This window comes from Micromonospora sp. WMMD712 (assembly GCF_029581295.1).
Lineage (GTDB): Bacteria > Actinomycetota > Actinomycetes > Mycobacteriales > Micromonosporaceae > Micromonospora > Micromonospora carbonacea.
In genome coordinates this window covers 1426228-1442608 of sequence record NZ_CP120743.1, presented here as the reverse complement: position 1 = coordinate 1442608, position 16381 = coordinate 1426228, and the positions used below count along the sequence as shown (strand labels likewise).

The following is a 16381-nucleotide window of genomic DNA, read 5'->3' as shown; positions in this document are numbered from 1 at the left end:
AGCGGTCCCTGCTGCTCGACCCCGGGATGGACCTGACCCTGCGGCCGATGCGCTACCCGCGGTTCTTCGACCGGTTCAAGGACGCGATCAGGAACACCTGGACCGTCGAGGAGGTCGACCTGCACTCCGACCTCGCCGACCTCGCCCGGCTCTCCCCGGCGGAGCAGCACCTGGTGTCCCGGCTGGTCGCGTTCTTCGCCACCGGCGACACCATCGTCGCCAACAACCTCGTGCTCAACCTCTACCAGCACGTCAACTCCCCGGAGGGCCGGCTCTACCTGTCCCGGCAGCTGTTCGAGGAGGCGGTGCACGTCCAGTTCTACCTGAACCTGCTGGACACCTACGTGCCCGACGAGCGGGAACGGTTCGCCGCGTTCGCGGCGGTGGAGAACATCCCGTCGATCGCCCGCAAGGCCGAGTTCTGCTACAAGTGGATCAACTCGATCCACGCGCTGCGGGAGCTGCGGACGCGGGACGACCGGCGGGCGTTCCTGCTCAACCTCATCTGCTTCGCCGCCTGCATCGAGGGGCTCTTCTTCTACGGCGCCTTCGCCTACGTGTACTTCCTGCGTTCCCGGGGGCTGCTGCACGGGCTGGCCTCCGGCACCAACTGGGTGTTCCGCGACGAGTCGATGCACATGGCGTTCGCCTTCGACGTGGTGGACACCGTGCGCGCCGAGGAGCCGGAGCTGTTCGACGCGGAGCTGGCGCGGCAGGTGCGGCTGATGCTGACCGAGGCCGTGGAGTGCGAGGTGCAGTTCGCCGCCGACCTGCTGGAGCAGGGGGTGTCCGGGCTGTCGCTGGCCGACATGCGCGAGTATCTCCAGCACGTGGCCGACCGGCGGCTGGCCACGCTCGGCATCGAGCCGATCTACCACAGCCGCAACCCGTTCGCGTTCATGGAGTTGCAGGACGTGCAGGAACTGTCGAACTTCTTCGAACGGCGGGTCTCGGCCTACCAGATCGGGGTGACCGGGACGGTGGGCTTCGACGAGGACTTCTGACCCGGCGTCCGCGCCGGCCGACCCCGGTCGCGGGGCGGGATCGGATCGGCGTAGGCGCCGGGCGGCCCGGAGTGGAGCCTGCCGTTCGGGTACGGCCACCCGTTGGGCGTGCAGCCGTGCAGCCCGAGCGTCTGCTGCTGCATCACCGGCGCGGGGCGGCCCCGCCCGGGGCACAGCTGGTGGCCCATGCCGAGCCGGTGGCCGACCTCGTGGTTGACCAGGTACCGGCGGTAGTGGGCGAGGTCCGTGCCGAAGCCGGGCGCTCCCTTGACCCAGCGGGCGACGTTGAGGACCACCAGGTCGCCGTTGCGGCAGGAGGTGTAGCCGTCCGGGTCGTCCTGGCAGAGCAGGTCGCGGGTGTCCGGGGTCGCCAGGTGGACGGTGAAGTCGGCCCGCTGACCGGGGCCGACCCGGCGCAGCCGCCACGTCCCGCCCGCGGTCCAGCCCTGCGGGTCGGAGAGGATCCGGGTGACCTCGGCGGCGAAGCCCGCCACGGGGACGCCCCGGATGTCGCGTTCGACCGCCACCCGGTAGCGCAGCAGCCGGCCGCGCCCCGCTCCCGGGGCCGCCTCGCCGGCGGCGACGTCCCACCGGTTGCCGCCCCCGGCGGGATAGCTGACGGGCGGGGCGGGCGGCGGCGCGGGGGGCGCGGCGGCGGCCGGCGCGCCCCCGGAGGACACGGGGGCCGGCGGGGCCGGCGCGGCGGGGGCGGGCGCGCAGCCGGCCAGCAGCACGGCCGCCAGCGTCACGGCCGACGACGTGACGGCAGCCCTGCGGGCGAGCGCAGCGGGCGGGTGCGGAACCATGGTCCTCCTTCGGCCGGCGCCCCGGTCGGGGCACGCGGCAGAGGGGACGGGCGGCCGGCGGCGAAAGTTGGTCCGCCGACGGCTCAACCTTTCCGGGGCGTCACCCGTCGGAGGAGGGCGTGAGGCAGATGAGGGACGGCGATGGCCAGAGGTGACCCGGAGTTCGTCGAGTTCGTGCAGGCGGCCTCCGGGCGGCTGGCGCACGCGGCGTTCCTGCTGACCGGTGACCATCACCAGGCCGAGGACGCCACGCAGACTGCCCTGGTCCGCACCTACGCCTCGTGGGCGCGGGTGCGCCGCGACGACCCCTACGCGTACACGCGACAGGTGATGGTCAACCACATCATCGACAACTGGCGGCGGCCGATCCGGGAGCAGCCCACCGACGAGTTGCCGCACCGGCAGCGGGGCGACGTCGCGGAGGAGGTGACCGCCCGGCGGCTCCTCCAGGTGGCCCTCGGCACGCTCACCGCGCGGGAGCGGGCGATCGTGGTGTTGCGCTACCTGTTCGACCTCCCGGAGCAGCAGGTCGCCCGCGAGCTCGGGGTCTCGCTGGGCACGGTCAAGAGCACCAGTTCCCGCGCCCTGGAGAAGCTGCGGCAGACCCTGGTCGAGGCGCCGACTCCCCCTGGAGGAAGCCGATGAACGAGGCAGACCGCCTCCGCGCGGCCATGCGCAGCACGGAGCGGGGCCGGGGGGACCGGTTCGACGTCGAGGTGATCATGCGGGAGGGCCGTCGGCTGCGTCGCCGCCGGGCGGCGCGCAGCGGGGCGGTCATGCTCGCCGTCGTGGCGGCGATCGTCGGGACCACGGTCGCGCTCCGGCGGGCCGAGCCGCCGCCATGGGGGGCCGAGCCGGCCGCGACCGCGCCGGCGACCCCACCGGCGACCCCGTCGACCGATCGGACGCCCGCCGCCACGGATCCGCCCAGCAGGCAGGCGCTCGGTGAGATCGTCCGGACCGGGATCCGGTACGGCGACGACGAGCGGGTGTTCTACTTCACCCCGGTCGCCGTGCCCGACGCCCCGGGCGTGACGGTGGGGCTCGTCGCCGGCCGGCGCGCCCCGGACGGCCGGCTGACCCCGGACCACCTGGCGAACGACATCGCGGGCGCCGACCGGCGGCCGGGCTTCCACCAGATCGGGTACGAGCCGTCGGCCAGGCTCCCGCCCGCCAACCCGGTGCCCACGTTCGGTTACTTCGTGGGGCCCGCCGCGCAGATCACCGGCACCGTCGACGGGCGCGCCGTCGCCGCGAGGCTGGCCCGGTGGAGCGAGGACCCCGACGTGGTGGTCTTCTGGTTCCCGCCGCAGGCGCTGTCTCCCGGCCGGCGGCTGGACGGCATCGTCGCCCGGGACGCGTCGGGGCGGCAGTTGTGACGAGACCGGACCGACGCCCGATCCTGCCGATCGGTGGGTGCCACGTGAGCGACGCCGCCGGATTCAACGGCGGCGGCATCCAATTCTGTCGATTAAATCACCGTGCGTGACGGTGGAGACCGCACGCGTCCCGGTGGATGGTGACCTGAGAGACACCGACAGTTGGTCGAGCACAGGAGGCAACAGCATGAGGAAGCGGATCATTCGTATCGCCGTCGGCCTGGCCGCCGTGGCGGGGGCCACCGCCGCGATGGCGCTGCCGGCGCACGCCGCGTCGGCCGGCGCGGGCCTGACCTTCTACCAGGGCACGTTCGCCACGCCGGTGCTGCACGTCGCCGAGCCCGACGGCGCCTGCACGGCGTTCCCGGCGAGCGCCGACTCCCTGGCCGCCGCCGGCGGCGTGGAGCAGGTCCTCGCGTTCCGCAGCGCCGACTGCGCGGGCGCGGCGGTGGGGCTGGGCACCCTGCGCACCTTCCCGGCCGGCGAGTACCACTCCTTCCGGGCGTTCTGAGCCGTCGCCGGGGGGGCGGACACGGCCGCCGCCCCCCGGCGACCCACCCCGGTCGGGTCCGGCCGGTCAGGAACAGCGCCGGGCCCGGCGCGAGGATCGGGCAGGAACCGGCGTCCTTTCGACAACCCGGCCACATGGAGCGGACGTACCATCGTTGATCTCTTCTCGGTCCCCGCGGTGAGGGGCACGGCACCAGGGACGGTGGCATCTGGCGTGCTGCGCTTCGAGGTGCTCGGGCCCCTGCGGGTCCTTCGGGACGGCCTTGAGGTGGACCTGGGCCCGGCCCAGCAGCGTTCGGTCCTGGCGCTGTTGCTGGCCCGCGCCGGTGAGCCGGTGACGATCGCCGAGTTCGCCGACCTGCTGTGGGGCGCGGACCCCCCGTCCCGGGCCGTGAACGTGGTGCACCGGCACGTCGGCGCGGTGCGCCGCCTGCTGGAACCGGCGCTGCCGCCGCGCTCCACGGGGCGGGTGGTGGGCGGCGCGGGCGAGTACCGGCTGACGGTGGCGGCCGACGAGCTCGACCTGACCCGGTTCCGCCGGCTCGTGACGCGCGCCCGTGAGCTGGCGGCTCAGGGCCGGCTGGCGGACGGCCTCGCGCTCGCCGTCGACGCGCTGGGCCTGTGGCGGGGGCCGTGCGCCGGCGGCCCGGAGGTCCTGCGCCGGGACCACCCGTCCTTCACGGCCGTCGACCGGGAGTGCGCGGAGGTGGCCCGGGAGGCCGCCGAGGCGTCCCTCTACACCGGCACGGTCCACCCGGTGCTGCCCACGGTGCTGGCCATCGCCGACCTGTTCCCCCTCGACGAGGCACTACAGGCGCAGACGTTGCTGCTGCTGGAGGCGGGCGGGCGGCGCGCGGAGGCGGTCGCGCGCTACGAGCGTGTCCGCGCCCGCCTGGCCGACGAACTCGGCACCGACCCCGATGCCGAGCTGCGCCAGGCGTACGACGAGGTGGCGCGCCGGGGCGGCCCGGTCGACCCGGCGGCGGGCCCGCCGGCCCGTGCGCGGGTCGCGGAGGAGCCCGCGGCGCCCCTGCGCCTGGCCGGTTCCCTCCGCCCGGCGCAGCTACCCCCGGACCTGCCCGTCTTCGCCGGCCGCGACGAGCAGATCCGGCACATGGCGCGCATGCTGCGCAGCCACCGCACCCGCACGGCCATGCCACTGCTGGCCATCGACGGCCTGCCGGGCAGCGGCAAGACCGCCTGCGCGGTGCGCCTGGCGCACCTGCTCGCCGACTCCTGCCCGGACGGCCAGCTCTACGTCGACCTTCAGGGCTTCCACCCGAGCGGCAGGGCCCTGGACCCGCTGGACGTGCTCGGCTGCCTCCTCGACCTGCTGGGCGTGCCCGACCGGGCCGTCCCCGCCGCGCTGGACGCCCGCCTGCGCCTGGCGCGCAGCCACCTCGCGGGCCGGCGGGTGATGATCGTCCTGGACAACGCCCGCGACGTGGACCAGGTGCGGCACCTCCTGCCGGGCTCCGCCGACTGCCTCGTGCTGGTGACGAGCCGGCGTCGGCTCGACGGGCTCGCCACGGCGTACGGGGCGCACCTGGTCACCCTGGACGTGCTCCCGGCCGACGAGGCACGGCGGTTCCTGCTCGCCCGCATCGGCGCGGCGGCACCGGCGGACGACGAGGCGCTGGACGAGATCGTGGAGCGGTGCGGGCGGCTGCCGCTGGCCCTGGCCCTCGTGTCGGGACGCGCCCTGGAGCACCCGGGGCGGGGACTGGCGGACCTCGCCCGGGAACTGCGGGCGGCCCAGGGCACCCTGGACGGGTTCGCGAGCCACACCATCCAGACCGACCTGCGGGCCGTCTTCTCCTGGTCGTACCGGCTGCTCGGCGAGCCGGCGGCGCGCCTGTTCCGGCTGCTGTCGCTGCGGCCGGACCGGGAGATCGGCCTGCCGGCGGTCGCGAGCCTCGCCGGCCTGCCGGTGCGGCGGTGCCGCGAGCTCGTCGGCGAGCTGGTCCACACCGGCCTGCTGACCCGGGCCGGTCCCGGCCGGTACCGCTCGCACGACCTGATCCACGCGTACGCCGGCGAGCTGTGCCAGGAGCACGACGCCGAACCGGTGCGCCGGGCGGCCCGGCGGCGGCTGCACCGGCACCACTGCCGGCACCTCGGCGACACCGTCGAGGCGTCGGCGACGCGTGGGCGCTGACGCCCCACGGCGGCCCGCCCCGGCTCAGCGCAGGCTCACGAGGTCCGGCTGTCGGTAGTGGTCGGCGAGCCGGCCCAGCGCCTCCCGACGCACCGCCTCCGGCTCCGCCTCGACGCTCAACTCGTGGGCGTACGCGCGGATCAGGTCGTGGCTGTCGTACCGCCCCGCCCCGCGCTCCACCAGCAGCCCCGCGCGCACCAGCTCGCCGACCAGCGCCCGGGCCTCGGCCGCGGACGCGCCGAGCAGGCAGGCGACCGCCGGCGCGGCGATGGCCGGCCCCGGGTGCACCGGCAGCAACCGGAACAGCCGCCGGGCGCGCGGGCCGAGCAGCCGGTACGACCAGGAGAACGCCTCGCGTACCCGACTGTCCAGGGCGTCACCGGCGGGCGGCGGCGCGTGGGCGGCGACCGCGGCGAGCGCCAGCGGCAGCCCGCCGCACCGCCGCGCGACCTGGTCCACGGCGTGCCGCCCGGCCGGCGTCCGGGCGACGCCTACCCGGGAGGCGACCAGCTCGCGTGACTGCGCCGGCGAGAGCACGTCGAGGTTCACCAGCCGCGCCCCGAACCCGGTGGCCAGCGCGGTGAGCCGGCCGCGGCCGGTCACCAGCACCGCGCAGCCGGGCGCGCCCGGCACCAGGTGCCGCGCCTGCTCCGCGTCGCGGACGTTGTCCACGAGCACCAGCACCCGCCGGCCGGCCAGCGCGCTGCGGTAGAGCCCGACCCGGGCCTGGAGCGCGGCGGGGACCTCGGCGTCGGACAGGCCGAGGGCGGTGAGGAAACCCCGCAACGCCTCGCCCGGATCCGTCGGGCCGTCCGGAGCGAAGCCGCGCATGTCCACGTGGAGCTGGCCGTCGGGGTAGGCGGCCGAGAGCCGGTGCGCCAGGTGGACCGCGAACGTCGTCTTGCCGATGCCCGGCAGTCCGTCGACGGCCAGGATCGGCACGGCGGCCGGGCTGCCGTCCGGCCCGTCGAGGGCGTCGAGGCCCCGGCGCAGCTCCTCGTCCCGGCCGACGACCCGGGGCGGATCCTGCGGCAGCTGGGCCGGGACGGGAAGCGGGGCCGCTCGGGCGCGCGTCGTGGCCGCGTCGCGGGAGCGGTGCCGTGGGGCGGCCCCGGGCAGCCCGTGCGTCCCGTCGGCGCGCAGCACCTTCGCGTACGCCTGACGGAGCTGTGCGCCGGGGCCGACGTCGAGTTCCTCGGCCAGCCGCCGGCAGATGTCCTGGTAGACGGCGATCGCCTCGGCCTGCTTGCCGTCGGCCGAGAGCGTGCCGAGGAACTGCGCGTGCAGCGCCTCGTCCAGCGGGTGCAGCTCCGTCGCCCGCCGCAGGGCCGGCAGGACGAGCCGCACGGCGCAGCCGCGGTGCGCCAGGTCGGCGGTCCTGCGCACCAGGTCCACGCACTCCCGGTCCACCGCGCCGAAGACCGCGGGCTGCTGCGACGGCAGTTCCGGCATGCTCCCGCAGGCCCCCCGCCACAGGGGCAGCGCCTCGACGTAGTGCGACAACGCCTCCTCGACGTGCCCGGCGCGCTCGGCGGCCGCCCCGCGCCGCACCAGCGCGCGGAACCTGAGCAGGTCGAGGTGCTCCGCGCCTGCCAGCAGCCGGTATCCGGCCGGGTCGCTCGCGATCCACCGGCCGGTCGACCGGGCGGCGAGGTCGGGCTCCAGGAGCCGCCGCAGCCCACCGATGTGCCGCTGCACCACGTTCACCGCGTGGGCCGGCGGGTCCTCCCACAGCGCGTCCACGATCTCGCCGACCGGCACCGTCCGCCCTGCGTGGGCGAGCAGCAGCGCCAGGACCAGCCGCTGCTGCCGGGGCCCCGGGTCCAGCTCGACGCCCGAGCGCCGCACCCGCAGCGGGCCCATCACCTCAAGCCACAGGTCCGTCTCGCCGTCGTCCACCGTCACCGGCCACCCCCACACCCGAGAATTGTCTCCGCCGTCATGTCGCGGGCCGTCAGGGGCCCGTGCCGGTCTGCCACAGCGTGCGACCGTCGAGGCCGATCCGGACGTTGCCGTCCCCGCCGAGCGTCAGGGTGGCCCCGTCGTTGCCCGGGGTGGCGGAGCTCCAGACGGTGCTGTCGTCGTGCGCGTACAGGACCAGGTTCCCGTCGGCCTGAAAGACCAGCTCGCGGACGTCGCGGCCGGTGGTGCCGCTGCTCCACACCGACCGGCCCCGGTCGCGCAGCACGACGTCGCCGGCGCCGGTCACGGCGAGGCTCAACCGGTCGGTGGACCACGCCTGGCCGGGCCGGAGCACGGCGGTGGCGGTGACGACCCGGGTCCGGCCCGTCGGCGCGGCGCTGCGGGGCGGGCCGGACGTGGGAGCGGCCGACGGCGTGCCGGCCCGGGGGGAGGCCGGCCGCCGGAGCATCGGCGTCGAGACGACCGCGCTGGGGCGCGGGCCACCGTCCGTCGGGCCGGCGGGCGGCTCCGGGGTCCCGGTCGGCGCCGGGGCGTCGGTCCCGGCCGGGCGGTCGGGCGGCGGGGCGACGACGCCGGCCCGGTCCGCCGGCGGTCCGCCGGCCGGCGGGCCGTAGCCGGCGGCGGCCCATTCGACGCCCGCCGCGCCCAGCAGCACCAGCACCGCCAGCAGGGTCGCGGGGCGCGCCAGGTGGGACCGTCGCCGCGACGGCCCCGCCTCGGCCGGCGTCGCCGGCGGCCGGTACAGCACGCACAGCGCCCGGTGCGTCGCCACGGTTCCCACCGCCGCCGGCTGGTAGGACCGTCCCCGGACGTGCGCGAGCAGCGCCGCGCCGGGGTCCTGACGCCGGGCGCGGACGGCCTCGCCGGCGGCGGCGGGCCAGATCCAGGCGCCGTCGGTGCGGTACGCCCCCTCGGCGCGCGCGCCGTGCACGTCCGTGACCACACCCAGCGGTTCGCCGGCGTCGAGGTAGGCGGCCACCCCCGGGGCGTCGGGCAGGCCGGGGTCGGCGGGCACCGCGTCGGGCGCGAGGCGGGGCGCCCGCGCCGGCGCGCTGGTCCACAGCAGCGCGGAGAAGCCGAGGGCCCGCTGCTGGTACGCCGGCAGGACCTCCCCCTCGACGAAGACCTCCACCTGGGGGTGGGCCTCGCCGGCCGCCGCCAGGGCCGCCTGGAGGTCGGCGGCCACCGCCACCAGCCCCGCCTCCTCGCGGGCCTGCACCAGGTAGAGCCGCCGGGCCGGTCCCTGCGGAGTGCCCTCCGTCGGGTACCGCCACGACCGCCACAGCGCGTGGGCGCGCCCGTCCGCCGCGCACCACCGCACCGCCGTGCCGTCCAGCGCGTCCGGCCCGCCGGGAACGTCGTGCCGGACGGACAGGTCCATCCGGAACGGGATCTCGTCGCCGTGTTCGGCCAGGACGTCGGGGCCGGTGGGGGCCATGCCGTAGGCGGGCGCGACGGCACGGTCGACCCGCCCGACGCGGTCCACCGTCCGCGCGTCCTCGCCGCCGTCGGCGAGGGCGGCGGCCAGCAGGGCGGCCTCTGCGCCGGTGACGCCCACCTGGTGGGCCAGCGCGGCCAGCACCACCGCCCGGGCCGCCCGAGTGGTGTGGCCGTCGGCCAGCCATGCCCGGCACCGGGCGGTCACCTCGTCGGGCAGGCGACCCGCGAGGGCGAGGAGCATCCGGTGCCACTCGACCGTCCGGGTGGCGCTGCCCCCGCCTGCCCCGCTCATGTCCGTGCCCCGGAGCCGACCGGGTGGCCGGGGTGGCGGTGCGGCCTCACCGGGCCGATTCCTGCGCTGCGGCGGCGGCCATGGTCCGCCCCGCGATCCGGCGGGTGAGCGAGGCGGGCAGGCGGTTCATCACGCGCGCGACGACGCCGGGGACCACCATGCCCCGGCCGGCCGCCAGCGCCCTGAGCGCCTGGGACACGCAGTCCGCGGCCGTCATCCCGACGGAGTCCGGCAGCGACCGCCGGCTCTGCAGCTCGGTGCGGGTCGGGCCGGGCGCCAGCACGGTCACGGTGACCCCGCGGGCGGCGAACTCGGCGTGTAGCCCCCGCCCGAGGGTGTTCGTGTACGCCTTCGCGGCGGCATGGGCGGCGAGCCAGGGGATGCCGTGCTCGGCGCCCGCCGCGCCGACCAGCACGACACCGCCCCGGCCGCGGTCGGCGAGCCGCCCGCCGAACACGCGGGCGAGCACCAGATGGCTGTAGGCGTTGAGCTGCAACGAGTCGACCGAGTGGCGCAGGTCCTGGCTGAGGAACTCGCCGGGCGTCAGGTCGCCGGCGTTGGAGACGAGCAGCCCCACGTCCAGGCTGGACGTCGCCTCGGCGAGGCGGTCCGGCCCGCTCGCGTCGCTCAGGTCCACCGTGACGGCCAGGTGCCGCACACCGTACCGGCTCTCGATCTCCGCTCCGAGCTCGGCGAGCGTGTCGGTGCGGCGGGCGGCGAGGACGACGTGGAGGCCGTTCGCGGCCAGTTGCCGGGCGAACTCGCGGCCGATGCCGGACGAGGCCCCGGTGACCAGGGCCCAGGGCCCGAAGCGATCGGCCGAGATCTTCACGTACGTCATCGGTTTCCCCTCGTCCGGGCTGTTGGCGCGCCTGCCCCGTGCCTCAGCGGGGAAGACGGGTGGGCGCACCTGTCGTTCAGGCGCGGCCCGCCCCCGGCGATGTGACGTGGGACACGCGGGGCTCGGATCCGCGTCGCTCTCCCGGCCTGCGGCGCGACGACTGCCGAGCCTGCGGTGTGCGCGGGGCTGGTCGGGGCCACCGCGTTGGGTAACCTGCCGGTGCAGGCGCGATCGGCGGCGACCCGGCCGCGCTGCGAGACCCGGCGGTCCCCGGCGTGCTTCGCCCGGGGAGTGCGGGAACCGTTCCCACATCAGGGGTGAGGTGGCGTCGATGGCCTGTCGGATCAGCGAACTCGTGCTCAGCTGCCGCGACCCCGAGGCGCTGGCGCGGTTCTGGTGCGCGGTGCTGGACTACGTGGTCCTCGACCGCGAGGGCGACGGCAGCATCGAGATCGGGCCGCGCGAGGGGTTCGGCGGCCCGCAGCCGACGATCATCCTCGCCCCCGCCGACGAGCCGGAGCCGGCGAAGCCCCGGCTGCACATCGACGTCAACGCCACCGACCGCGACCAGGACGCCGAGCTCGAACGCCTCCTGGCGCTCGGGGCGCGCCGGGCCGACGTCGGCCAGACCGGCGAGGAGTCCTGGCACGTCCTCGCCGACCCCGAGGGCAACGAGTTCTGCCTGCTCAGGGCCCGCCTCAAGCCACTGTAGGCGGGGCGGGGCGCGCCCCTGCGGGCGGCGCCCAAGGCCGCCCGGCGCGGGAGCGCGCCCCGCTCCGGTCAGGTGGTGGTGCAGGTGAGGTTCGTCGGCGGGTTGTTGGTCCCGGTCGTCGTGCCGATGAAGCCGAACGTGGTGGAGGCGCCGGCGGCCAGCGCTCCGTTGTAGTCGACGTTGCGCACGGTCACGTTCGCCCCGCTCTGGGTGTGCGAGCCGCCCCAGATCTGGCTGATGACCTGGCCGTTGGGGAACGTCCAGGAGACCGTCCAGCCCCGGATCGCCGTCGCGCCGGCGGTGACGGTGACCTCGCCCTGGAAGCCGCCCGACCAGGACCCCGTCACCGCGTACGTCGCCCGCGCGCCGGACGACGGCGGCGAGCTGGTCGGCGGCGGGGTCGGCGTCGGCGTCGGCGTCCCGGTGGGCGTGGGGGTGGGGGTCGGCGTGGGCGTGGGCGTGGGGGTCAGCGTCGGCGACGGCGTGACGCCGGGCCGCGCCGCCCGGTAGGTGTGGCCGGCGCGGACGGTGAGCTGCACGACGTCCGTCTCCGGCCGGGTGACGGCCGGCGTGCTGCCGTCGGTGACGTCGACGAGGGTGAAGCCGCCGGTGAGCAGCCGGGCGCGCAGCTTCAGCGTGCCGTCGCGGTCGGCGCGGATGGCGATCTCGTCGATCTGGCTGCTGGTCCAGGCCACGCCGACGGTGTAGCCGCCCCGGCCGCGCAGGCCCGCGACCTGCCCGGTGGGCCACGCCGTCGGCAGCGCGGGCAGCACGTGCAGCTCCCCGGCATGGCTGTGCAGCAGCATCTCGGCGATGCCGGAGGTGGCCCCGAAGTTGCCGTCGATCTGGAACGGCGGGTGCAGGTCGAACATGTTCGGCGCGAGCCGGTCGGTGCGCACCAGGTCCTTGAACAGCTTGTGGGCGCGGGCGGCGTCCTCCAGCCGGGCCCAGAAATTGATCTTCCAGGCGAGGGACCAGCCGGTGCCGTCGTCGCCGCGCAGCTCCAGCGTCTTGCGCGCGGCCTCGTGCAGGGCCGGGGTGCCGCGCTTGGTGATCTGGTTGCTGGGGTGCAGGCCGTACAGGTGGGAGACGTGCCGGTGGGTCCGCTCGGTCTCCACCCAGTCGGCGAGCCACTCCTGGACGTTGCCGCGCGAGCCGACGCGGCTCGGGGGCAGCCGGTCCTTCGCGGTACGCACCTGGGACCGGAAGGTGGTGTCGACGCCGAGCGCCTCGCTGGCCTTGGCCGCCGCGTCGAACAGGTCGCGCAGGATCTGGTTGTCCATCGTGGGGCCGGCGCAGACGCTGACGTTCGAGTGGTGCGGCAGCTCCGGCGAGTTCGACGGGTTCGTCACCAGGTAGCCGAGCGTCGGGTGGGCGACCAGGGTGTCGAGGAAGAACTGCGCGGCGCCCTTCAGCGCCGGGTAGTTGGCCTGGAGGAACCCGAGGTCACCGGTGAACAGGTAGTGCTCCCAGATCAGCGTGGCCAGCCACGCGCCGCCGGTCTGCCACATGCCCCACAGGGCCCCGTCGACGACCGACGCGCCCCGCCACGCGTCGGTGTTGTGGTGGGTGACCCAGCCGCCGGCGCCGTACTGGGCCTGGGCGACGCGCGCGCCGGTCACCGTCAGGTCCTTGATCATGTCGAAGACCGGCAGGAAGCACTCGGACAGGTTCGTCGTGTCGGCCGGCCAGTAGTTCATCGGCAGGTTGGCGTTGATGGTGTACTTCGAGTCCCAGGACGGGGCCAGCGAGTCGTTCCAGATGCCCTGGAGGTTCGCCGGCTGGGTGCCCGGCCGGGAGGAGGAGATCAGCAGGTAGCGCCCGAACTGGAACAGCAGCGCGGCGAACTGCGGGTCGTTGGTGCTCGCGTGCTGGGCGATCCGCACGTCGGTCGGCTGGTCGGCGGCGGCCGTGCGCCCCAGGTTGATCGTCACCCGGTTGAACAGCGCCTGGTAGTCGGCGACGTGGCGGCTGCGCAGCTGGTCGATGGCCACGCCCTTGGCCGCGTTCAGCCGGGTGCGGGCGATGCCCTGGTAGTCGCCGTTGACGGTGCGGTAGTTGACGTAGCTGGAGCCGATCGAGACCAGCACGGTCACGCTCGTCGCCCCGGAGACCCGCAGCGAGCCGCCGGAGCTGCTGACCGTGCCGCCCGACGCGATCGCGTGGGCCAGGCCGAGGAACCGCACCGACCCGTTGACGCCCTCCATGCTGCCGGAGATGCCGTCGACGGCGATCGTGGTGGCGTCCGGGCTCGACATGGTCGTCCGCTGCGGACTGTCGAAGGTGGCGGTGAACGTGATCGAGTTGGCCCGGTCGGCGGTCAGCCGCAGCACGATCACCTGGTCGGGGGCGCTGGCGAACACCTCGCGCTGGTAGCGGACGCCGCCCAGCACGTACGTGGTGGTGACGGTGGCGGTGGTGAGGTCGAGGGTGCGGTTGTACTGCGACACGCCGCTGGCCGAGCCGAAGGCGAGCCGGAGGTTGCCCACGGTCTGGTAGGCGAGCTGGCCGCCCGGCGAGCCCATCATCGTCTGGTTGATCAGGTCCTGGGCCGAGGACCACTGGTCGGCGAAGACGCGGCGGCGGATCTCGGCCAGGTTGGCCGCGCCCCGGGTGTTGGCGGAGTCGTACGGGCCGCCGGCCCAGACGGTGTCCTCGTTGAGTTGCAGCCGCTCGGTGTCGACGTTGCCGAAGACCATGGCGCCGAGGCGTCCGTTGCCGATGGGCAACGCGCGCAGCCAGTCGGTGCCGGCCCCCTCGTCGTACCACAGCGCCATGTCGCCGGCGGCCAGCGCCTGCGGGGGCGCCGTCGAGTCGGCGCGGGCGACGGCGCTCCACGCGGCCGGCGCCAGCGCGGCCCCGGCCCCCGCCGCCCCGGCCTTGAGCACGTTCCTTCGGGTCACTTCAGACATGATCACTCCAAGTCGTGCGGGTCCAGAGGCTGACGCGGGTCAGGGACGGCGTCTCGGGTGTGCCGCCGGCGGGGCAGCCGAACGTCGCGGGCGCGCCGGCGGCCGGGCCGCCGTCCCACGTCCCGACGTGGACGTTCCGGGTGCCGCCGGCCGGTGCGTGGCGGCCTCGGACCCGGGTGACGGTCCGCCCGCCGGAGCGCGTCCAGCGCCGTGACCGCGACGGATGCTCTCCGGGTATGCAGGTGGACATCAGACGTCTCCTTCATGCCGTGGGGTGGTGGTGTCGACGGCATGCCGTCGTTGCCCGGGCGGGCGCGGCCGGTCCGGCCGGGGGCGGTTTCCGGCAGGCCGGCCTGCCCATGTCGGGCCGTGCCGCGGAGATGGCGGGTCTGCCCGGTCGCCGGCGTCCGGGACCGGCGTCGTCGACCCGGCGAAGCTCGTCGCGCCGCCGACCGGTCGCCCGCGCCGGGGCGGCGCGCCGGACGGCGCTGTTAGCGTTAACAGGAGCCGCCTCGCGTGTCCGACGCCGGCCTGCGTCGATGCTGCCGGCGTCCGAGCTCCCAACGGTGCGCCAGCACTGCCCATATGGACTCTCGTGGATGCATGTGCCCGCCGTCAAGATATGACGTTTAGGTTTCGCGAACGTTTTCCGCTGGTGAGATGCCGGCCTGTCGGCCCGACGCCCGCCCGCTCCGCGGGACCGCGCCGTGGGCCTGGGGTGCTTGAGTCCGGTGGGGGATTCTCGTAGCATCCAGGGTCCGCGATGTTACCGCGAACATTCACCGGAGGTGGCGCGGTGTCCACCGACCCGCACTACCGAAACCCGGTCGTCGCCGGCTTCTTTCCCGACCCGAGCATCTGCCGCGTCGGCGAGGACTACTACCTGGTGTGCTCCAGCTTCGAATACTTCCCGGGGGTGCCGCTGCTGCACAGCCGGGACCTGGTCAACTGGCGGCAGATCGGCAACGTCCTCGACCGCCCGAGCCAGCTCGCGCTCCCCGCCGACACCCCGGCCTCCCAGGGCGTCTACGCCCCGACCATCCGGCACCACGACGGCCGGTTCTGGGTGGTCACCACCAACGTCAGCCTGGGCCGGCACCTGATCGTCACCGCGCAGGATCCGGCCGGGCCGTGGTCCGACCCGGTCCACGTCGACCTGCCGCACGTCGACCCGTCGCTGACCTGGGACGACGAGGGGAACTGCTGGCTGACCACCTCGGGGGTGAAGTCCTACCGGATCGACCCGGAGACCGGCCGGGTGCTGGAGGGCCCGATCCCCCTGTGGTCGGGCACCGGCGGCCAGTATCCGGAGGCCCCGCACCTCTACCGGATCGACGGCTGGTGGTACCTGCTGCTCTCCGAGGGCGGCACGCACACCGGCCACGCCGTCTCCGTCGCCCGGTCGCGCAGCCCCCGGGGCCCCTTCGAGCCCGCACCGACCAACCCGATCCTCACCCACCGGGGCAGCAACCTGCCGGTGCAGGCCACCGGGCACGCCGACCTGGTCCAGGCCCCCGACGGCGGCTGGTGGATGGTCCTGCTCGGCATCCGGGCCAAGGGCCAGTGGCCGCCCTACCACGTCCTGGGCCGCGAGACCTTCCTCGTGCCCGTGCGCTGGGTCGACGGATGGCCCGTCGTCGACCCCGTCGGGGAGGCCACGGCCGCCCCGGCCGGCAGCGCCCCTGCGCTCGCCGCCCCGGCCGAGACGGGCGCGTACCGCGACGACTTCGACACGGCCGTCCTCGCTCCCGGCTGGGTCTCGCCGCGCTCCCGGCCCGACGCCGCCTGGTCGCTGACCGCGCGACCCGGCTGGCTCACCCTGACCGCCACCGGGGCGACGCTGGACCGCGCCGGCGCGACGATGGTGGCCGCCCGGCAGCGGCACCACGACTGCCGTGCCAGCGCCCGCCTCGACCCGGGCGACGGCACCGCCGGGCTCACCCTCCGCATCGACGAGGCGCACCACTACGACCTGGAGGTGTCCGCCGGCCGCGTGCGGGTCGTCGGCCGGGTCGGCCCGTTCCGGCAGGTCTTCGCCGAACTCGCCGTGCCCGGCGGGCCGGTCGTCCTCACGATCGCCACCCGCACCCACGACCTCCGTCCGCCGACCGTGACCGGCGCCGCCGACCTGGCGGCCGGGGCCGCGCCCTTCGGGGTGCGCGCCGCCGCCTGCGACATGGTGTCCTTCGAGGTGGAGACCCCCGACGGGCCCCGCGTGCTCGCCGAGCTCGACGGGCGCTACCTGTCCACCGAGGTCGCCGCCGGCTTCACCGGCCGGGTCGTCGGCATGTACGTCACCGAGGGCAGCGCGGCGTTCGACTGGTTCGACTACCGCCCGGCGGGCTGAACCCCTCCGGCGGACCCGCGTGCCGACGACGCCCCGGTGCCCCGGTCGGCCGACCGC

General features: G+C 75.6%; 12 protein-coding genes. 7 read left to right on the top strand and 5 right to left on the bottom strand.

Going from position 1 to position 16381, the window contains the following annotated elements; genetic code table 11:
* The first annotated feature begins 26 nt into the window (after positions 1 to 26).
* Positions 27 to 1004: a ribonucleotide-diphosphate reductase subunit beta gene (locus O7633_RS05900; RefSeq protein ID WP_278136451.1), complete on the top strand. Its 978-nt coding sequence runs from the start codon at positions 27 to 29 to the stop codon at positions 1002 to 1004.
* Here O7633_RS05900 and O7633_RS05895 read toward each other — a convergent pair.
* A complete protein-coding gene (locus O7633_RS05895; protein ID WP_282326616.1) occupies positions 956 to 1810 on the bottom strand; it encodes a DUF3152 domain-containing protein in 855 nt (284 codons plus the stop codon). The two genes, O7633_RS05900 and O7633_RS05895, sit on opposite strands and share 49 nt — an antisense overlap.
* Before the next feature lie 141 nt (positions 1811 to 1951).
* Between O7633_RS05895 and O7633_RS05890 the strand changes: the two genes are divergently transcribed.
* From O7633_RS05890 to O7633_RS05875, 4 genes are all read left to right on the top strand, one after another.
* The gene (locus O7633_RS05890) at positions 1952 to 2455 is read left to right on the top strand and encodes a SigE family RNA polymerase sigma factor (protein ID WP_074473131.1); all 504 of its coding nucleotides are present in this window, start codon (positions 1952 to 1954) and stop codon (positions 2453 to 2455) included.
* Positions 2452 to 3189 carry a hypothetical protein gene (locus O7633_RS05885; protein ID WP_282326613.1) on the top strand — a complete coding sequence of 246 codons (738 nt, stop codon included), beginning with the start codon at positions 2452 to 2454 and terminating at the stop codon, positions 3187 to 3189. Before O7633_RS05890 ends, O7633_RS05885 begins: the two co-directional genes overlap by 4 nt.
* Before the next feature lie 187 nt (positions 3190 to 3376).
* Positions 3377 to 3700: a hypothetical protein gene (locus O7633_RS05880; RefSeq protein WP_282326611.1), complete on the top strand. Its 324-nt coding sequence runs from the start codon at positions 3377 to 3379 to the stop codon at positions 3698 to 3700.
* Between the two features lie 213 nt (positions 3701 to 3913).
* Entirely contained in the window at positions 3914 to 5857 is a 1944-nt protein-coding gene (locus tag O7633_RS05875; RefSeq protein ID WP_282326610.1) for a BTAD domain-containing putative transcriptional regulator, read from the top strand.
* A gap of 24 nt (positions 5858 to 5881) precedes the next feature.
* Here O7633_RS05875 and O7633_RS05870 read toward each other — a convergent pair whose 3' ends face one another.
* Genes O7633_RS05870 through O7633_RS05860 form a run of 3 tightly spaced genes read right to left on the bottom strand, consistent with a single transcriptional unit; the run spans position 5882 to position 10353 of the window.
* Positions 5882 to 7762 (bottom strand): BTAD domain-containing putative transcriptional regulator, encoded by a 1881-nt coding sequence (locus O7633_RS05870; RefSeq protein ID WP_282326608.1) that lies wholly within the window; start codon positions 7760 to 7762, stop codon positions 5882 to 5884.
* 49 nt (positions 7763 to 7811) lie between these two features.
* On the bottom strand, positions 7812 to 9512 hold the full coding sequence (locus O7633_RS05865; protein ID WP_282326606.1) for a hypothetical protein: 1701 nt from the start codon (positions 9510 to 9512) through the stop codon (positions 7812 to 7814).
* 46 nt (positions 9513 to 9558) lie between these two features.
* Positions 9559 to 10353 carry an SDR family NAD(P)-dependent oxidoreductase gene (locus O7633_RS05860; protein ID WP_282326603.1) on the bottom strand — a complete coding sequence of 265 codons (795 nt, stop codon included), beginning with the start codon at positions 10351 to 10353 and terminating at the stop codon, positions 9559 to 9561.
* Positions 10354 to 10684: 331 nt separating this feature from the next.
* Between O7633_RS05860 and O7633_RS05855 the strand changes: the two genes are divergently transcribed.
* Positions 10685 to 11065: a VOC family protein gene (locus O7633_RS05855; RefSeq protein WP_178064996.1), complete on the top strand. Its 381-nt coding sequence runs from the start codon at positions 10685 to 10687 to the stop codon at positions 11063 to 11065.
* Positions 11066 to 11133: 68 nt separating this feature from the next.
* On the opposite strand, the gene O7633_RS05850 is transcribed toward O7633_RS05855, so the two are convergent.
* The gene (locus O7633_RS05850; protein ID WP_282326601.1) at positions 11134 to 13977 is read right to left on the bottom strand and encodes a glycoside hydrolase N-terminal domain-containing protein; all 2844 of its coding nucleotides are present in this window, start codon (positions 13975 to 13977) and stop codon (positions 11134 to 11136) included.
* 796 nt (positions 13978 to 14773) lie between these two features.
* Here O7633_RS05850 and O7633_RS05845 point away from each other — a divergent pair.
* Positions 14774 to 16324 (top strand): glycoside hydrolase family 43 protein, encoded by a 1551-nt coding sequence (locus O7633_RS05845; RefSeq protein WP_282326599.1) that lies wholly within the window; start codon positions 14774 to 14776, stop codon positions 16322 to 16324.
* The last annotated feature ends 57 nt before the right edge of the window (positions 16325 to 16381 follow it).

Excerpts from the sequence above, each read along its gene's own strand:
- O7633_RS05900 (WP_278136451.1), top strand. The coding sequence starts at position 27 with ATGGACCTGACCCTGCGGCCGATGCGCTACCCGCGGTTCTTCGACCGG.
- O7633_RS05895 (WP_282326616.1), bottom strand. The coding sequence starts at position 1,810 with ATGGTTCCGCACCCGCCCGCTGCGCTCGCCCGCAGGGCTGCCGTCACG.
- O7633_RS05890 (WP_074473131.1), top strand. The coding sequence starts at position 1,952 with ATGGCCAGAGGTGACCCGGAGTTCGTCGAGTTCGTGCAGGCGGCCTCC.
- O7633_RS05885 (WP_282326613.1), top strand. The coding sequence starts at position 2,452 with ATGAACGAGGCAGACCGCCTCCGCGCGGCCATGCGCAGCACGGAGCGG.
- O7633_RS05880 (WP_282326611.1), top strand. The coding sequence starts at position 3,377 with ATGAGGAAGCGGATCATTCGTATCGCCGTCGGCCTGGCCGCCGTGGCG.
- O7633_RS05865 (WP_282326606.1), bottom strand. The coding sequence starts at position 9,512 with ATGAGCGGGGCAGGCGGGGGCAGCGCCACCCGGACGGTCGAGTGGCAC.
- O7633_RS05860 (WP_282326603.1), bottom strand. The coding sequence starts at position 10,353 with ATGACGTACGTGAAGATCTCGGCCGATCGCTTCGGGCCCTGGGCCCTG.
- O7633_RS05855 (WP_178064996.1), top strand. The coding sequence starts at position 10,685 with ATGGCCTGTCGGATCAGCGAACTCGTGCTCAGCTGCCGCGACCCCGAG.
- O7633_RS05850 (WP_282326601.1), bottom strand. The coding sequence starts at position 13,977 with ATGTCTGAAGTGACCCGAAGGAACGTGCTCAAGGCCGGGGCGGCGGGG.